Origin of the sequence: Plantactinospora sp. KLBMP9567 (genome assembly GCF_033446045.1) — a bacterium.
Classification (GTDB): Bacteria; Actinomycetota; Actinomycetes; order Mycobacteriales; family Micromonosporaceae; genus Plantactinospora.
The window spans coordinates 1-15,182 of the sequence record NZ_JAWQRR010000034.1 but is presented as its reverse complement, the minus strand read 5'-3'; the positions used below and the strand labels follow the sequence as shown (position 1 = coordinate 15,182).

Genomic DNA, 15,182 nt, shown 5'->3' with positions numbered 1-15,182 from the left:
GCCGGCTCCTAGCCGCGGCCGAGGACGACGAGCGCGGGAACCAGCGCCTGCGCCACAGCTACCGGGATCAGGACGACCCAGGCCAGCTCGACATAGCGGTCGGCGCGTATCGTCGGCAACCGCCGCCGCAGGTACACCAGCACGGCCAACACCGCGACCGTCTTGACCAGCGACCACACCCACGCCGGCAGCAACGGGCCGAGGCCCCCGCCGAGGAACAGCGGTACGGCCATCGCCGCCCCGGCGGTCAACAGCAGCCACCGGCCGGCCAGCAGCATCAGCCGGTCCACGCCGCCCGTCTCGGCCAGCACCCCACCGGCGATGTCCCGGGCCGCTGGATAATCGAACGGACCAAGAAAGCTGAACGCCAGTACCCCGGCCAGATACACCAGAAACGCCACCGGCATCCACACCACGAACCACAGCTGCCGTTGCGCGGCCACGATGTCCGCGATCCGCAGCGACTGCGCACCGGTCGCGGCGGTGATCAACGCGAGCATGAACGGCAACTGGTAGGCCAAGCCCTGCGCCACGAACCGGTACCCACCGACCAGCGGGAACAACGCGTTCGGCCCCCACCCGGCCAGCCACACCGCCGCCCAGGTCACCACCTCCATCGCGTTGAACCACACCACCCCCACGTCGAGATCAACCACCACCCGGTCCCCGAGTGGCACCACCGCCACCGCCAGGACCGCCGCTACCGCCACGCCCGCCCCACCCAACCGCCACAGCAGCCGGTCCGGGGCCACCGTGGTGCGTGGCGGGGCGACGAGTAGCCGCGCCGCCTCGGCCAGTGGCGTCACCGCCATGCCGACGGCGAACCGGCGGCCGGTCGCGCGGCCGGCCAGCACCGCGTCTCCCGTCACGGCGGCCACCGCGAACCCGGCCAGCGCCACGGGGGCGAGCAGCACCGACCACAGCGGCGCCGGGTTAACCACCTGCCGACCCGACAGGTTGCGGGATGAGTTCATCCACGTCCGGGTCGAGGCTGGCCACGATGAGCCGGGCCCCGGCGAGTTCGGCACCGGCCAGCAACCCCGGCAGCACCTCGACCAGGGCAGCCGACGGTGGCCGTCGTCCGTCGAGGCGCCCGCGCGGGCCCTCGGCACTGGTCGGGTCGAGCGGCGATCCGTCGTCGAGACCGGCGACATCCTCGATGACCTCGGCCAGCCACTGCCGGTACCGGTCCGTCACGTCACCGCCGGCCCGCAACGCCGGCCCGGTCACCCCCGCGCCGGCGGCCGTATCGGCGTCCAGCCTGCCCAGTCCGCGGGTCAGCCACCGCAGTGTCCACGAACGTCCCACGCGATGGGCGAACCGGCCGACCCGTCGGCGCACTACCTCTTGCGGCGTGCCGGCGAGCAGGTCGTCGCGAAGGCACCGCGCCGTGGTGGCCGCGTCAGCCCAGCCCGCCACGGCCAAGAACCGACCCAGGCTGTCCATTTGGGCAGCGGCACGCCGCCGGACCGCCTCGCCGACGGTGACCGGTTCACCCGACCGGGCCCGCCACCACGGCACCGTCCACCACGACCCGCCCTCCCCGTCCCAGCCGGTCACCGTCTCCACGTCCGCCCGCTGGACGACATCACCCTGCACGGTCAGCCGCAGCAGCAATCCCGCCGGCCAGTCAGCGAGGATGGGGCCCAACGGCAGCCGCAGCCGGTCCAACCGCAGGCCGTCGCGATCCTCGCCCCGCCGGGCCATCGGCAAGCCCGCCGGCATCCCCATCCCGCCCATGCCGTGCATGCCGTGGCCATCGTGACCACCGCGCTGCGCGGGCGGCCGGGCATGGCCGTGCGCCGTACCGCCGTGCTGCGCGTGCCCGTGGTGACCGGCGTCCTCCGCTGGCTGATGCTGGTCGCCGCCCTGCTCAGGGTCGTGCGCGCCGCGCTCACCGTGCCCCTGGTGAGGCTCGCCGTGCGGCCGGTCCTGCCCGCCGGGGGCGCCGGACCCACCCGCCGGCTGTGCGCCGCGATCCTGAGGGCCGCCGCGCCGCGCATCGGCGCGGGCACGCGCGGCGCTGCGCTGGACATCCAGGTTCGCCAGGTGCCGACGGGCCGCGTCGAGCGCTTCGGCCGCCTCACCCGGCCGGCGGGCCCGCACACAGCACGCCGGTGGGATCATGCCCCGCTCTGCCTCGTCCAACAACTCGGCGAAGCCCGGCACCTCCCCGCCCGTCACGAACAACACTCCAGCCTCGGCCGGTACCGCCGCGGTCGGCCAGCCGCGCCGACGCAACTCACCCTCCACGGCCACGCGGACCGCGGTCGCGCCCGGCATCGGCACGACCAGGACACGAGGGCGTGTCGCGGCCAGCCGCAGCAGCCCGCCGATCAGGTCCACCGCAACGCGCCCTCACGCCACGCATACGCCACCCCGGCGAGTAACACCGCCAGAAACGTGAACATCTCCACCACCGCACTCACGCCCATGATCGAGATGACCCGAGTCCACGGATACATGAAGATCATTTCCATGTCGAACGCGAGGAACAGCATCGCCACCGGATACCAACGCACATGGAATCGGCTGACCGCGTGCTCGAGCGGCGCAATACCGCCGGTGAACGACGTCGCGGTCAGCGCACGGGGAGCCAACGCCACCAACCGCGCCGCACCGTAGACACCGCCCACCACCAGCATTACCAGCGCCAGCAGTGCGAGCAGCGCCGTCACCGCACATCCCCCGATACGCCGCGGCAGCCGAGACCCGACCGCACCCGTTGCGGCGACGAACACGGCCGGCCGCGATGCTCGCCACCGACGACCTGATCGGGGTCGCCGCCTGCGCCGGGTGGCCCGGCAACCGACCAGGCTCCACACAGCGCAGGTGACGAGCCCGTGCCGGCGTCCCCGGGTCGAATCCCCCTTTCACACACAACTCGCAGTCAATCAGCCAGACAAGACTAGAGTGTTGAAAGCGGAGATTTTGCCCGCACATGAATCCCGCCTGGCAGCGGCGAGCGGTGCGGCCGAACGCTTGCGCCGCTCTCCACCTCGTCGATCGCTCGGCAGGCCGGGCCGCACCGCGAGGTGAAGGCGCGCGACCGTTACCGAACATCACCCTGGTGGCCTGGATGGTCAGACCCTGCTCGCTGGTCATGATGGGCCCTTGCAAAGCCATGGGCGTGACGGGGGTTGAAGGAATGCAGGGCCACGATCGTGGCCACCTCGAACGGGTAGGCGATCATCCTTACCGGGGTCAGCGGGACCGTACTGCCGAGAATCGGCACAGCGCCACTTCTGCGCCGTCCAGGGGATCCAAGGCTGGCTTGCCCCACGCAGGGGGATTCCCTATGGTGGGACATCGACCCTGAGGTCCGTTGGTCTTCGCCGTCCTCTCGTTGCGAAGCAGCCCAGGGGTCGACCACAAAGGAGTCGGTGCCGGTGGTGGCGGATGTGACAGCCCAGCCCTCTTCACCACGCCAAACGCATCCTCGCCGTCGCAGTTCGGGTCGCCGGACGCTACGTGGGGTCATCCTCGTGGCGGTCGCGATATGTGTCGGCCTCACGCCTGCGGTCCAGGCACATGCGACTCCCTCGCCCGAGGAGATCGAAGCCCAGCTCGATAAGCAGTGGGAACAGCTTGAGCCCGTTATCGAGCAGTACAACAAGGTACACAACGGGCTCGTCAAGAACCGCAAGAAGGCGGCCGAGCTGGAACGCAAGATCAAGCCGCTTGCCCAGCAGGTCGATGGTGCGCTCGACCGGATCGGTGGGCTAGCTGCCAAGAACTACAAGCTCGGTCCGGCAGCGGAAGCCGCCGCATTGGTCAGCGGCGACGACCGTGCAACGCTGACCGAACGTCTCACCATGCTCAACTATCTGGCGGGACAGGAGCACGAGCAGATCGCGGACGTATTCGCGGTCAAGAGCAAATACGACGAGGAGAAGGCGAAGCTTGACACCCTGATCAGGCAGCAGGCGCGTCAGGACGCCGAACTCGCAGGCAAGAAGAAAAAGATTGACAGCGAGATTAAGCGCTTGGAGAGGCTGCGGGAGACTGCCGGAGGGACGTTCACCATCGACGTGGGAGAATGTCCGCCGGTCACGGTGACCGGCAAGGCCGCCATCGCCGTGCGTACGGCTTGCGAGCAGTTGGGTGACCCGTACGTGTGGGGAGCTGTGGGGCCGAACTCGTTCGACTGCTCCGGACTCACCCAGTACGCCTGGAAAGCTGCGGGGATCCATCTCACCCATTTCACGGGCGACCAGTGGAAGGAGACGAGATCGGTCAGCCGAGCTGAGGCGCGAGCTGGAGACCTGGTCTTCTTCTTCGAAGACCTGCACCACGTCGGAATTTACCTCGGCAACGGCAAGCTGGTGCACGCTTCCCGGGCTGGTCAGCCGGTGAAGGTTGCGAGCATCGAATACATGCCCCTCGCGGGCTTCAGGCGAGTGGCCTGACCGCAGAACGAACGCCTACGGATCAGATGGTTAGGGACGCGAATCCCTTCGGGCGCGCCTTCTTGACCACAGAAGATAGTCTGCCGGCTGTCTTCCCTGGGGCAATGTGAGCCATGTGTAAGTCACCTCTGTGGCCCACGTGCAGGGCTCCGTGTGGCCTTGCTGAGCTGGGCGATCGCACCAGCGCGCAGAGGATCGAAGAAGGCGCCCGCGAAGAGTTCGAATCTCTGACCCCTTGGTCCATGGTTAGATGAAATTTTATTTGTTGAGAATGATTTTGTAACTAAACGATGAAATCAAGAGCTACGAGCGCAATGTCCGTTTTTGGGGCCGGGTAGTTGAAGACCCGATCAACCCAATGGGTCGGGGACGCCTCCCCGATGGGCGCGGCGACGCCTTCGGGTGGTGTCGGTGATGCGCGTCTCCGAGGGGCCGGGAGCATGTCGACCCCGACCAGATCGACGCCGTACTGCTCGATCCGGAGACCCTCATCGGCGTACTCGCCGGTGCCGCCGCCCAGCGGCCACCACGGCCGCAGCGACCAGCGGGCAGGCCGCTCGACATGCGGTCCTCGGGCCCGTCGTGGACCGCCTCGCCGTTGCGGAGAACTTGTCCGATCGTCTCGACGATCTTGACAGGATCCCGAGTATCCGGCGCCTGTTCCACCCCGGGTGACTCGCACATGCCGACCGAACGGCCCGGCTCTGACCAATACACCTCGGTCGACTCCCCGTCATCGGCGTACCGGCTGTCGATCCGTACCGGGACGCGGTGCGGGGTCCGATCGTCGGGCGATGTTCACTCCACCGTTGACCAGGGCCAATAGTATTTCGGCCCATGATCGATCCTGACAGCCGCATCGCACGGCTGACCCGCCGTGGACTGCTCGTCGGCGCTATGGGCGCCGCCGGGCTCGCCGCGACCGGCAGCGCCGCCGTGGCCGCCGGGCACAATCCCGCGAAGCGCCGGTTGCGGGTGCTGGTGGCTACCAACGAACCCTGGGGTACGTACCATGTCAAGCCCCTGCTCGCGGAGGCGGAACGTCGCGGAATCCAGCTGACGCAGCTGGTGCCCGACCTCTCACAGATCAAGCCCGATGATCCGGTACCCGTGGTCGCCCCGGACACCGCGCCCCGGGCCGACCTGATCGTGGTCACCGGCGCAGGCGACTGGCCCGTGGACGCCGCCACCCGATTTTGCCGACTTCCTCTGGCAGCCAGCTCGCTCGCCTACCTGAATCCGACCGAGGCACCACGTGCCGCCGAGCTACGCCGACGGCTGCACAGCATCACCTCGTCCTCGCCGGCCGAGATGCGCGCGTTCGCGAGCTATCTAGGCACACGCCGTCCGATCCGGATCGTCGGCTCGGCACAGACCGACGACCTGCCCGCACGCAACCCGCAGCCGGACACCGTGCTCGTGCTGACCAGCGTTACCCATCCGGATCAGACCGGCGGCGCGGCGCCGGGCACCCAACTGCTGCTGGACGCCGCCGCCCGGCTACAGGCGGCCGGCAAGCGGATCATCGTCGGCCTACATCCACGCGAGAATCCCGCGCTCTGGGATCGCTACGAGATCAGCGACGTACCGTCCGTGCAGGCGTCCGCCCGCGCGGAGGCGGCCATCGGGATCCCGGGCACCGTCTTCCCGCTCGTCGTCGCGGTCGGCACACCGGTCATCGGTTGCCTCGACCCGGCCCTGGCGGTGCCGGACTACCTGCTTTCCGTCTGCTCCGCCACCATTGCCACCGCCGACCAGGCACCGCTGGCCGTCCGGGAGGCCCGTCTGCCCGACCAGTCCGTCCTCGCCGACGCGGTCGGCCCCGTCGGCGGATCCGCCGGCCGACTGCTCGACGCCTGGCGCCGTGCCGCGCACCGCTGACGCGGGTCGAGCCGCCGGCAGACGTTGGACGGCGCGAGAAGCCCGGAACTCCGACCACCCGCTGGACGGCCGCACATGTTGGTCGCCCTTCCCCCAACCAACTCCCTACCTCTGGCTTCGCCCGGCGGCCGAGTTCCGCAGGTGCTACGGTAGATCGCGAATGATCTGAACATGAATGATCAGACAAACATGGGAGACAAGACATGGTGGGTGACGACGACATCTCCGGGTGAGACCGGACATGTGATCCGCCACCGGCCCGCGCCTAAGAGCGCCGTCGTCGTGGTCGTGTCGTCGTTGCTTCGAGACCATGTCCCCTGCCGGGCGGCTGGGCTCCGCCTGCCCTCACACCCGAGGTTGTTTCCCGATGTCCGATCCTTTCATCGTCTGCTCGAACCTGACCTTCTCCTGGCCGGATGACACCCCGGTTTTCCAGAACCTTTCCTTCACGATCGGTGCGGGCCGTACCGGGCTGGTCGCGCCGAACGGTGCCGGTAAGAGCACGCTGCTCAAGCTGATCGCCGGGGAGTACCGGCCCACCGCCGGGTCCGTCTCGGTCCAGGGGGTGCACGGCTACCTTCCGCAGAGCCTGCCGCTGGCCGGCGACCTGACCGTGGCCGAGGTTCTGGAGATCGCTCCGCTGCTAGGGGCACTACATGCAATCGAGTCCGGAGACGCCGGCGAGGAACACTTCACCACAATCGGCAACGACTGGGACATCGAGGAGCGGACCCGCGCCCAGTTGGACCGGCTCGGCCTCGGCGAGCTCGCCTTCGACCGGCGTTTGGACACCCTCAGCGGCGGCCAGGTCGTCTCCCTCGGCTTGGCGGCGCAGCTGTTGAAGCGGCCTGACGTGCTGCTGCTGGACGAGCCGACCAACAATCTCGACCTCGAGGCCCGGCACAAGCTCTACGACGTGCTGGAGCAGTGGAACGGCTGCCTGCTACTGGTCAGCCACGACCGGGCACTGCTTGACCGGATGGACCGCATCGCCGAACTCGACCGCGGCGAGCTGCGGTTCTACGGCGGGAACTTCACCGAGTACGAGGTGGCCGTGCGCGCCGCGCAGGAGGTGGCGGAGAAGAACGTCCGCAACGCCGAGCAGGAGCTCAAGCGGGAGAAGCGGGAGCTGCAGGAGGCCCGCGAGCGGGCGGCACGCCGGGCCAGCAACGCCTCCCGCAACCTCAAGAACGCCGGCCTGCCGAAGATCTTCGCCGGTACGATGAAGCGGGACGCTCAGGAGTCCGCGGGCAAGGCGAACGAGATGCACTCCTCGCGGGTCAACGACGCCAAAGCCCGGCTCGACGAGGCAGGGCGCGCGTTGCGCAACGAGCAGAAGATCTCGCTGGTCCTGCCCGGCACCAACGTACCGGCCGGACGCACACTCCTCACCGGCGAACGGATGCAGGTCCGTTACGGCGAGCGGTCCCTGTTCGCCGCTGACGGCGTCGACCTGACGATCCGGGGGCCGGAGCGGATCGCCCTGCTCGGCCCCAACGGCGCCGGCAAGTCCACCCTGCTGCGCCTGATCAACGGTGACCTGGAGCCCGAGGGTAGCCAGATCAAGCGGGCCGACGGCCGCATCGCCTACCTGTCCCAGCGGCTGGACCTGTTGGATCTGGACCGTACGGTGGCGGAGAACCTGGCCGCGTTCGCGCCGCAGACCCCGGACGCGCAGCGGATGAACCTGCTCGCCCGCTTCCTGTTCCGTGGCCCCCGGGCCCACCTGCCGGTCGGGGTGCTCTCCGGCGGCGAACGGCTGCGCGCCACCCTGGCGTGCGTCCTGGGCGCCGAGCCGCCGCCGCAACTACTGCTGCTCGACGAGCCGACCAACAACCTCGACCTGGTCAGCGTCGGTCAGTTGGAGAGCGCGCTGGGCGCCTACGAGGGAGCGCTGCTGGTGGTCAGCCACGACGAGCGGTTTCTTGCGGAGATCAACGTCAACCGTTGGCTGCGGCTCGCCGAGGGACGCCTGCTGGAGACCGGCCCCCCGGACGTCGACTGACTCGCACCGGGCCGCCCCGGTTTGCAGGGCCGTCCGACGTGGAGCGGCACCGGTGCCGGTGAGCCCCTGACCCTCCCGCACGCCCGAACGGCGGCACAGCCTCCGCTCCTGGTCCGGCGTGACCGGCCGGCTGTTCGGGTGGAGCGCTTCGGCGCAGTGGTAGCCCCGTAGCCCTGGCGGGTGAGTACTCGGGGTGTGGACGTTGCGATGTGGCGTTGGACGGGCCCCTGTCGAGGCATGTCCATGCCCTGGCAGCGGTTGACTGGGCCGGCCGCCGGGCAGGAGCGGGCCGGGGTAGATTTCGCGGTCGGACGGAGCGGAGATGGCGTGATCAAGGGGTGGCACGGCTGGGTCGGCACGTTCACTGGCGTGGCACTCATCACGGTGGCCGTACTGCCGTTGGCCGCGCTGGCGGTGTGGGCTTTGGCACGCCGTCGGAGTGGCACCGGCACCACGTCGGCGTGGGCGTGGCGGATGTCGCTGGCCGAGGTCGGCATCGTCTACGGGACGGTGCCGTGGGTATGGATGATCATGTTGCCGGGCGACCGGGCCGGCTCCGTCCCCGGTCGGGTGAGCCTGGTACCGCTGCGGGATCTGTTTACGATCTTCACCGACGGGGGGCCGTCGACGGCGACGGGTCAGGTCGTCGGCAACCTGCTGGTGTTCGCGGCGCTGGGCTTTCTCGCCCCGCTGCGGTTCGCGGCGCTGGCGTCGGTACCGCGGATCCTGGCGCTCGCGGCGGCCTGCTCGGTTCTGGTCGAAGCCGCGCAGTACCTCCTATGGCTGGACCGGGTGTCCTCGGTCGACGACGTACTGCTCAACACCGCCGGCGCCGGGTTGGCCGCGTTGGCGTCGCGCCGCTGGTGGCGCGCTGCGGCCAGAGCGTCGTCAGATCGACGTCGACCGGCCACGGCACCGGGGCGCTGAGTCGCCCACGGTACGCCGGTCAGCGGCCCAGCACTGTATTCAGCGAAGGATGTACCACGCTGGCCCGCGCCGCACGTACCCAGCCACCGGCCCCACGTCCGAGCCTGGCTTGTCTGTGGGAAGATCGCCAAGTCAACGAATTTCCCGTCATGATCAACGACTCGTGACGGACGACGAGACGGCAGACGTCTCACATCGGCCATCCCGAACTCGTCCTACCTGGAGGATCCTCCCTTATGCGTAGATCCATTGCGGCCGCCGCGACCGCGCTGACCGTCGCCGCGACCGGTCTCGTCGTGGCCGGAGTCGTCGTGCCCGCCGGGCCGGCGGCCGCGGCGCTCAGTGACGTTCCGGCGGACTGCAGTGTCTCCACGGCGGCGTACCGCTCCGATGGGCAGCGTCTCAGCTACGTGTACTCCGGCGGCAGCACCAGCACCAAGGCCTATGCCAACGACAATCTCGGCTGGGTGCCGTCGGCGCATCAGCAGATTGGCGGCTCCGGTGACGACACCATCTTCCGCAGCACCGAGTACGCCGCCCATCCGACCGACGGCCGGCTCTACAAGGTGAGCCGTCAGGGCGAGTTGGTCGACGGCAGCTGGAGAATCACGGCGATGAGTGCCAGCCACCTCGCGAACGGGTTTGCCGGTACCCGCATCCTCGCATCGGCGTCGCCGTACCTCTACCGCGTGGCGGGCAGTTCGCTCTACCGCTACACCGAGACCTATGTGGACGGCGTTTTCACGCTCTCGTCGCCGGTGAGGCTGACCACCTCCGGCTGGGACGCGGTCAACACCCTGACCTACGAGCGCAGCGGCGGAACGGGCAGCGCCGCCGTGGACGTGCTGATCGGTACCAAGACCAACGGGGAGCTCAAGGAGTGGCGGATCAACCGGGCCACCCCGACGACGATCACCTCGAAGGTACTGCGGGCGAGCGGCTGGGCACCCTTCACCAGCCTCAGCACGGGCTACTGTGACGCGCACCCCAATGGCCGACCGCTGCTCGGGATCACCGCCGCCGGCGCGGCCTCCGTGCACTTCGACGCCAAGAAGACGGACGGAGTCGGCACGGACATCAAGGGTGGCTCCCTCGGCTCGCTCGGCTGGACCGCGAAGGCCTACGGTCAGTAGCAAAGACCTCGGTGAGTCCGTCCGAGGCCGGCTTTACGCGAACGGACTCGTCCGGGGGCGGGGGGGGGGGCCCCCCCCCCCCGGGGGGGGGGGGGGGCCCCCCCCCCCCCCCCCCCCGGGGGGCCCCCCCCCGGCGCCGTCGTGAGTTCGAGTGAAACGACGTCCAACACATTCAGTCCGCGGCTCAGGCCCGCGGTGGCGGGATTCGTCCGCACGAAATATCACCCGGAGGCGAGCGTCTCCGTACGCTCAGGAAACCGGTGCGGCATCCGGGATACGCCCAACATCACTGCCTCAGGAGTTCTCAGAGGGCGGGGGATGGCGCTTCGGGTGAGCGACCGTGGGCGCGAAAGAGGTCTGTGGCGGCGATCCCGGCTAGGACGAGGTTACCGACTATGGCGACTCCCAGTGGCGGCACATGCATCATCGCGGGTACGGCGACGGCGAGCACGAGTAGCGCGATCAGTCGGGATGGGGATATCCGGCTGAATACCTCGTACTCGAATCGGGCCCGGCCGGCCAGGAACAGTGCGGGACCGCCGAGTACGACGCCGACGAGTCCGAAGGTGGTGTCTCCGCTGGGGTGCCGGATGACGGTTTCGGCTCCGGCGGCGGAGGCGACCACGCCGGCCACCATGAGCAGGTGGGTGTAGGGGGCCGACCGCATGAGCCGTCCCGGGTCACGGGAGGATTCGATGGCGGCCTGTAGCAGTGCTCCGGCGCGTTGGACGTAGATCTGCCACAGCAGCACGGTGGTGGCGAACGCGACCACGAAAGCGACGGTCCGGTCGACCGCGAACCCGGAGCCGGCGTACGTGAGCGTGGTGACCAGGATGAGATCGCCGAGGGCGAGGGTGAAGAACTGCTGGTAACGCTCGGCCAGGTGTTCGGCCGCGATTCTGTACTGCGACCTGGGGACGCGACCGAGCCAGGGGGTGGGGTAGCGAAGCCATGCCGCTCCATAGTCCAGGGCGAGCGCCACTGTCCACAGTGCGCCACGCGCGGTGCCGGTCACGATGGCTCCGAGCAGCCACGGTACGGCCGAGACGGAGAACCAGAACAGGAACCGCGCGGCCTGCCGACGTGCCTGCCGACTCCGGAGCGCGGGGATCAGGAAGAGGCTGCGGCCAAGGTGGATGGCCACGTACGCGCCCGCGAAGACCAACCCGTCACGGCTGAAGGCTGCGGGCAGCGCGGCGACCATCAGCATCGTGCCGAACATGACCGAGATGGTCATGAGGAAGATCGGTGGCCGCTGCGGTAGGTAGAGGTCGGTGGTCAGGGCGGTGATCGACCAGACCCACCAGATCGCCAGCAGCAGTAGCAGGGTCTGGAAGACGCCGGCCCAGGTCATGTCGGTGGCGAGCTTCTGCGAGGTCAGGGCGAGCGCGGCGACGAACACCAGATCGAGGAACAGCTCCAACAGGGTTGCTCGTTGCGGCCCCTCGGCTCGGCGCGCCAACCCCACCGCCCGGTCGGTCGTCACGGGATGCCTGATCCGGTCGACGATCGCACCATCGCCGACACGCATCGGCGTCGATTCTCAACTGCCCACATACCCTCAAACGACATCATGAGCTGCCAGGACGCCTCCTCCGATCCCAGCGTAGGCAAGGTGCCGCCGCCGGACCGTCACCGACGGTAGGGAGGAGGTTTCGTGTCTTGGGTCAGCCCTGGCAGCGAGGATCTACCCCGGCGTCTTCCTGGCACTGGTGTGCAGGTGTCACCGATGCCTGAGCACCGGACTCGAGTACGGGTTCGGGCGGGCCGGTCGCCGAGGTGATGCCGGTAGTTCTGTCCCGCGTCGATCTACCGTGCGGGTACGTCGTCCATCGCATCCATCAGGGCGGTGAGGGAGACGACGGCGAACCGGACCCGGGCATCGTTTGCTCCGTACGGCAGCCACAGGGTGCCGGCGTGCAGCAGGCCGCCGCACGAGTAGACGACGTTGGGCACGTACCCGTCGCGTTCGGTGTCGTCGGGTGCGAGTAGTACGCCGGGCAGTTCGGCGATGACGCGGTCGGGCCGGTGCAGGTCGAGCAGGAGGGCGCCGATGGCGTACCGGCGCATCGGGCCGACTCCGTGGGTGAGTACCAGCCAACCGGCTTCGGTTTCGATGGGTGATCCACAGTTGCCGACCTGGATCAGTTCCCAGCCGCGATGCGGAGCGTGCAACGGCACCGGAGGCTGCCACCGGTTGGCTCTGTCAAGGCGGGTCAGGCCGATGGTTTCGCCGTCCGAGCGGCACAGTGCGAGGTGACGGCCGCCGATCGGACGGGGGAACAGTGCGATGCCCTTGTTGCGGGATGCCGGCCCGCGCATCGGGGTCACCTGGAAGTGGCGAAGATCGTCGCTGCTGAGCATGCGGGCGGCGACGCGTCGGCCGTCGTAGGCGGTGTAGGTGGCGTGGTAGGCCGATTCGCCGTCGTCGCCGGTAGTTCTGACGAAGCGGGCGTCCTCCATGCCGTTGTTCTCGGCGGGGGCGGCCGGCCAGAGGATCCGTCGCTGGAGCGGGACGTCGGCAGGAAAGGTCACGGCGTAGCTGGACGAGGCGGTACGGCGCAGTTGCTCGAGGGTGCGCTGGCTGGTGGTGCGGGTGAGCAGGTCGGTGGGAAGGCTGGTCAGCACCTGTTCGAAGGTGTGGTCGTCGAAGCGTTCGGGCAGGCGTCCCAGCACGGTGGCGGAGACTTCGTTGTCCCAGCCTTCCTCGGCGAGTCCGGCGGTGAGCAGGTCCCTGCGGTGCCGGGCGCTGATGCGGCGGCCGGTGACCAGCGGACCCGACCGGTCGGTGACGGTGAGTCGGTGCCCGGGTCCGAGTACGGCGGTAGCGAAGCCGATCGACGACAGGTGTCCCTCGCCGATCTGCCGCAGGCTGACCGCGACACGTAGTCGGTGGGGGTCCAGGCCGGTCTGATCCGGATGCGGCACCATGGACGGGTTGCACAGGGCGGCGGCTTCCACAGCGTACTCGTGGCTGAAGTATGCGCCGACGAGCAGACGGGCCGTGGGTGACAGTTCGCTGGTCAGGGGAATTCGGTGGTGGACCAGGTCGTGGTGGTGCCGGAAAGTGGTCTCGAGATCGTGGTGCCGGCCGCCGAAGCGCTTCAGGGTCTGCTGGAGCAGGCGGGCGGCTTCGTCGTCATCGAGGCGGGCGATGCGCTCGATGATCGCGGAGGCGCGAGTGCGTACCAGGGCCGCGTCCTCGCCGGGGACGAAGAGTTTGACGACGACCCGTGCCGGGTCGGGGTTGAGGGTGAGGTCGAGCCGGGTGGCCAGGTCCGGTCCGGTCATGTCGACTCGCGCCGGCGGGGTGAGCCGGGAGCTGCCGACCGGGTCCGTGGCGGGGTAGGTGGCTCAACAGCCTTCCCAGTCATGACCACCGCCGGCCGTGCTGCAGGGTGGAGATGAGCGCGAGGGTCGACTCCGCGCCCTGGTTGAGGTTGGGGCCATCCGGGGTGAGGCCGTCGTAGCCGCCGCCGGTCGCCGGGTCCCACATGGCCGTGCCGCCGTCGTTGGCGCCGAGGAACCAGGCGACGGCCTGGCCCACCCCGGTTCCCCAGACCGAGTCGCCCGTGACGGCGGCGGCGGTGACGCATGCGTCGGCGAGGGCGGCGACCTCGATCGGCTGCTGGTCGTGCCGGGCTCGTGGGGCATGGCGCCGCCAGCCGGCGACCGGGATGACCGACAGCACACCATTGGCGAACTGGATGTCGCGCAGCCAGGCCAGCATCCGCAGTCCGGCGGCGAGCAGCCTGCTGTCGCCGCGCAGGTCAGCGGCGGCGATGACGACCTCTGCGAGAGCGGCGCTGGCGTAGGTCAACCGCTGCTGCGGCCACGGCCAGTCCGGGTCACCGGTCGGGACGCCGACGGCGACGGCGGCGTCGACCAGCAGGTCGGCCGCGACCCGGTTGTCCGGCTGTCCATGCAGTACCTCGGCGGCGCCGAGGCCGGCGAAGGCCATTGCGTGCGGCGCGGGCGATCGCCGACCGGCACTGACCGTGAAGGCGACGAGGGCCTCGTCGCGGATCCACGGGGCGCGGCTGCGCGCGGCGGCGGTACCCAGCCCCCACACCGCCCGCCCCCACCAGTCGCCGAGACCCGGCTCGTCGGTCCAGCGTCGATCGTGACCGAGCCGGTTGTGGAAGGCGCCGCTGTCGTCCTGGGCGTGGGTGAGGAAGGTCAGGTAGCACTCGGCGAGTTGCAGCACGGCGTCGGGCGGATCGGGTTCGCGGCTGGTGACGACCAGTCCACGGGCGACGTCGTCGGTGCAGTAGCCGTGCTCGCGGCGTACGGTGGCATTCCGGGCATGTTCGAACAGGCCGGTGTCGTCGGTCAGCCGGGCCAGGTGCGCGAAACTGGGCGCGGGCACAGGCACGCGGGATGCGGCTGCGGTCATGCCGGTGCGGCGGTCACGGCAGGCGAGCCACCGGCGCGGACCCTGTCGGTGAGGAGCCGCTCGGCGAGGGCGTGGTATCGGGCCGCCACCGCAGGCCATCGGAGTGTCGAACTCCTGGTGCGGGTGCGATCGGCGAGGCTGCTGGCCAGGCCGGGTTCGGTCAGGATCCGTCGGATGGCGGCGGCCAGTGCCGCCGGATCCTCGTGGGGTACGAGCAGGCCGGGACCGTCGGTGAGCAACTCGACGGCGTGCGGGAAGGGCGTCGCGACGACGGGGACTCCGGCGGCGACCGCCGCGACGAGTACGCCGGAGGTGACCTGCTCCCGAGAGTCGTAGGGCAGCACGACGGCGTCAGCGGAGCGGATCAACCGGCCCAGCGCGCTCTCCTCGTGGTAGACCGGCTGGTAGTCGACGGCGTGCGAGACACCCAG

The 15,182-nt window shown here is 69.5% G+C and carries 12 protein-coding genes; 5 read left to right on the top strand and 7 right to left on the bottom strand.

The features are described 5' to 3' along the window. Positions 1-8: 8 nt before the first annotated feature. The 3 genes from R6Y94_RS25210 to R6Y94_RS25200 are packed head-to-tail and all read right to left on the bottom strand — an operon-like array spanning position 9 to position 2,657. The gene (locus R6Y94_RS25210) at positions 9-974 is read right to left on the bottom strand and encodes an NADH-quinone oxidoreductase subunit H (protein ID WP_318398332.1); all 966 of its coding nucleotides are present in this window, start codon (positions 972-974) and stop codon (positions 9-11) included. After that, on the bottom strand, positions 934-2,346 hold the full coding sequence (locus tag R6Y94_RS25205) for a hypothetical protein (RefSeq protein WP_318398331.1): 1,413 nt from the start codon (positions 2,344-2,346) through the stop codon (positions 934-936). The genes R6Y94_RS25210 and R6Y94_RS25205 overlap by 41 nt, the downstream gene beginning before the upstream one ends. After that, the gene (locus R6Y94_RS25200) at positions 2,337-2,657 is read right to left on the bottom strand and encodes an NADH-quinone oxidoreductase subunit A (protein ID WP_318398519.1); all 321 of its coding nucleotides are present in this window, start codon (positions 2,655-2,657) and stop codon (positions 2,337-2,339) included. Before R6Y94_RS25200 ends, R6Y94_RS25205 begins: the two co-directional genes overlap by 10 nt. A gap of 735 nt (positions 2,658-3,392) precedes the next feature. Between R6Y94_RS25200 and R6Y94_RS25195 the strand changes: the two genes are divergently transcribed. The 5 genes from R6Y94_RS25195 to R6Y94_RS25175 all read left to right on the top strand — a co-directional run bounded on the left by R6Y94_RS25195 (position 3,393) and on the right by R6Y94_RS25175 (position 10,355). Continuing rightward, positions 3,393-4,409 carry an NlpC/P60 family protein gene (locus R6Y94_RS25195; protein WP_412102881.1) on the top strand — a complete coding sequence of 339 codons (1,017 nt, stop codon included), beginning with the start codon at positions 3,393-3,395 and terminating at the stop codon, positions 4,407-4,409. 837 nt (positions 4,410-5,246) lie between these two features. Then, positions 5,247-6,290, top strand: a complete 1,044-nt coding sequence (locus tag R6Y94_RS25190) for a hypothetical protein (RefSeq protein ID WP_318398329.1) — start codon at positions 5,247-5,249, stop codon at positions 6,288-6,290. Between the two features lie 367 nt (positions 6,291-6,657). After that, the gene (gene abc-f, locus R6Y94_RS25185) at positions 6,658-8,295 is read left to right on the top strand and encodes a ribosomal protection-like ABC-F family protein (RefSeq protein ID WP_318398328.1); all 1,638 of its coding nucleotides are present in this window, start codon (positions 6,658-6,660) and stop codon (positions 8,293-8,295) included. 327 nt (positions 8,296-8,622) lie between these two features. Further along, positions 8,623-9,222 (top strand): VanZ family protein, encoded by a 600-nt coding sequence (locus tag R6Y94_RS25180; RefSeq protein WP_318398327.1) that lies wholly within the window; start codon positions 8,623-8,625, stop codon positions 9,220-9,222. Positions 9,223-9,458: 236 nt separating this feature from the next. Beyond that, positions 9,459-10,355, top strand: coding sequence for a hypothetical protein (locus tag R6Y94_RS25175; RefSeq protein WP_318398326.1), 897 nt, complete (start codon positions 9,459-9,461; stop codon positions 10,353-10,355). 304 nt (positions 10,356-10,659) lie between these two features. Here the strand turns inward: R6Y94_RS25175 and R6Y94_RS25170 are convergent, their stop codons facing one another. The 4 genes from R6Y94_RS25170 to R6Y94_RS25155 all read right to left on the bottom strand — a co-directional run. Then, complete coding sequence (locus R6Y94_RS25170; RefSeq protein WP_318398325.1) at positions 10,660-11,886, bottom strand: low temperature requirement protein A; 1,227 nt, start codon at positions 11,884-11,886, stop codon at positions 10,660-10,662. A 278-nt stretch (positions 11,887-12,164) separates the two neighbouring features. Next, positions 12,165-13,646 (bottom strand): glycoside hydrolase family 130 protein, encoded by a 1,482-nt coding sequence (locus tag R6Y94_RS25165; RefSeq protein WP_318398324.1) that lies wholly within the window; start codon positions 13,644-13,646, stop codon positions 12,165-12,167. A 79-nt stretch (positions 13,647-13,725) separates the two neighbouring features. Continuing rightward, positions 13,726-14,751 (bottom strand): glycosyltransferase, encoded by a 1,026-nt coding sequence (locus R6Y94_RS25160; protein WP_318398323.1) that lies wholly within the window; start codon positions 14,749-14,751, stop codon positions 13,726-13,728. Beyond that, positions 14,748-15,182: glycosyltransferase (locus tag R6Y94_RS25155; RefSeq protein WP_318398322.1), on the bottom strand; the 435-nt coding region annotated here is incomplete at its 5' end. The genes R6Y94_RS25155 and R6Y94_RS25160, both read right to left, overlap by 4 nt.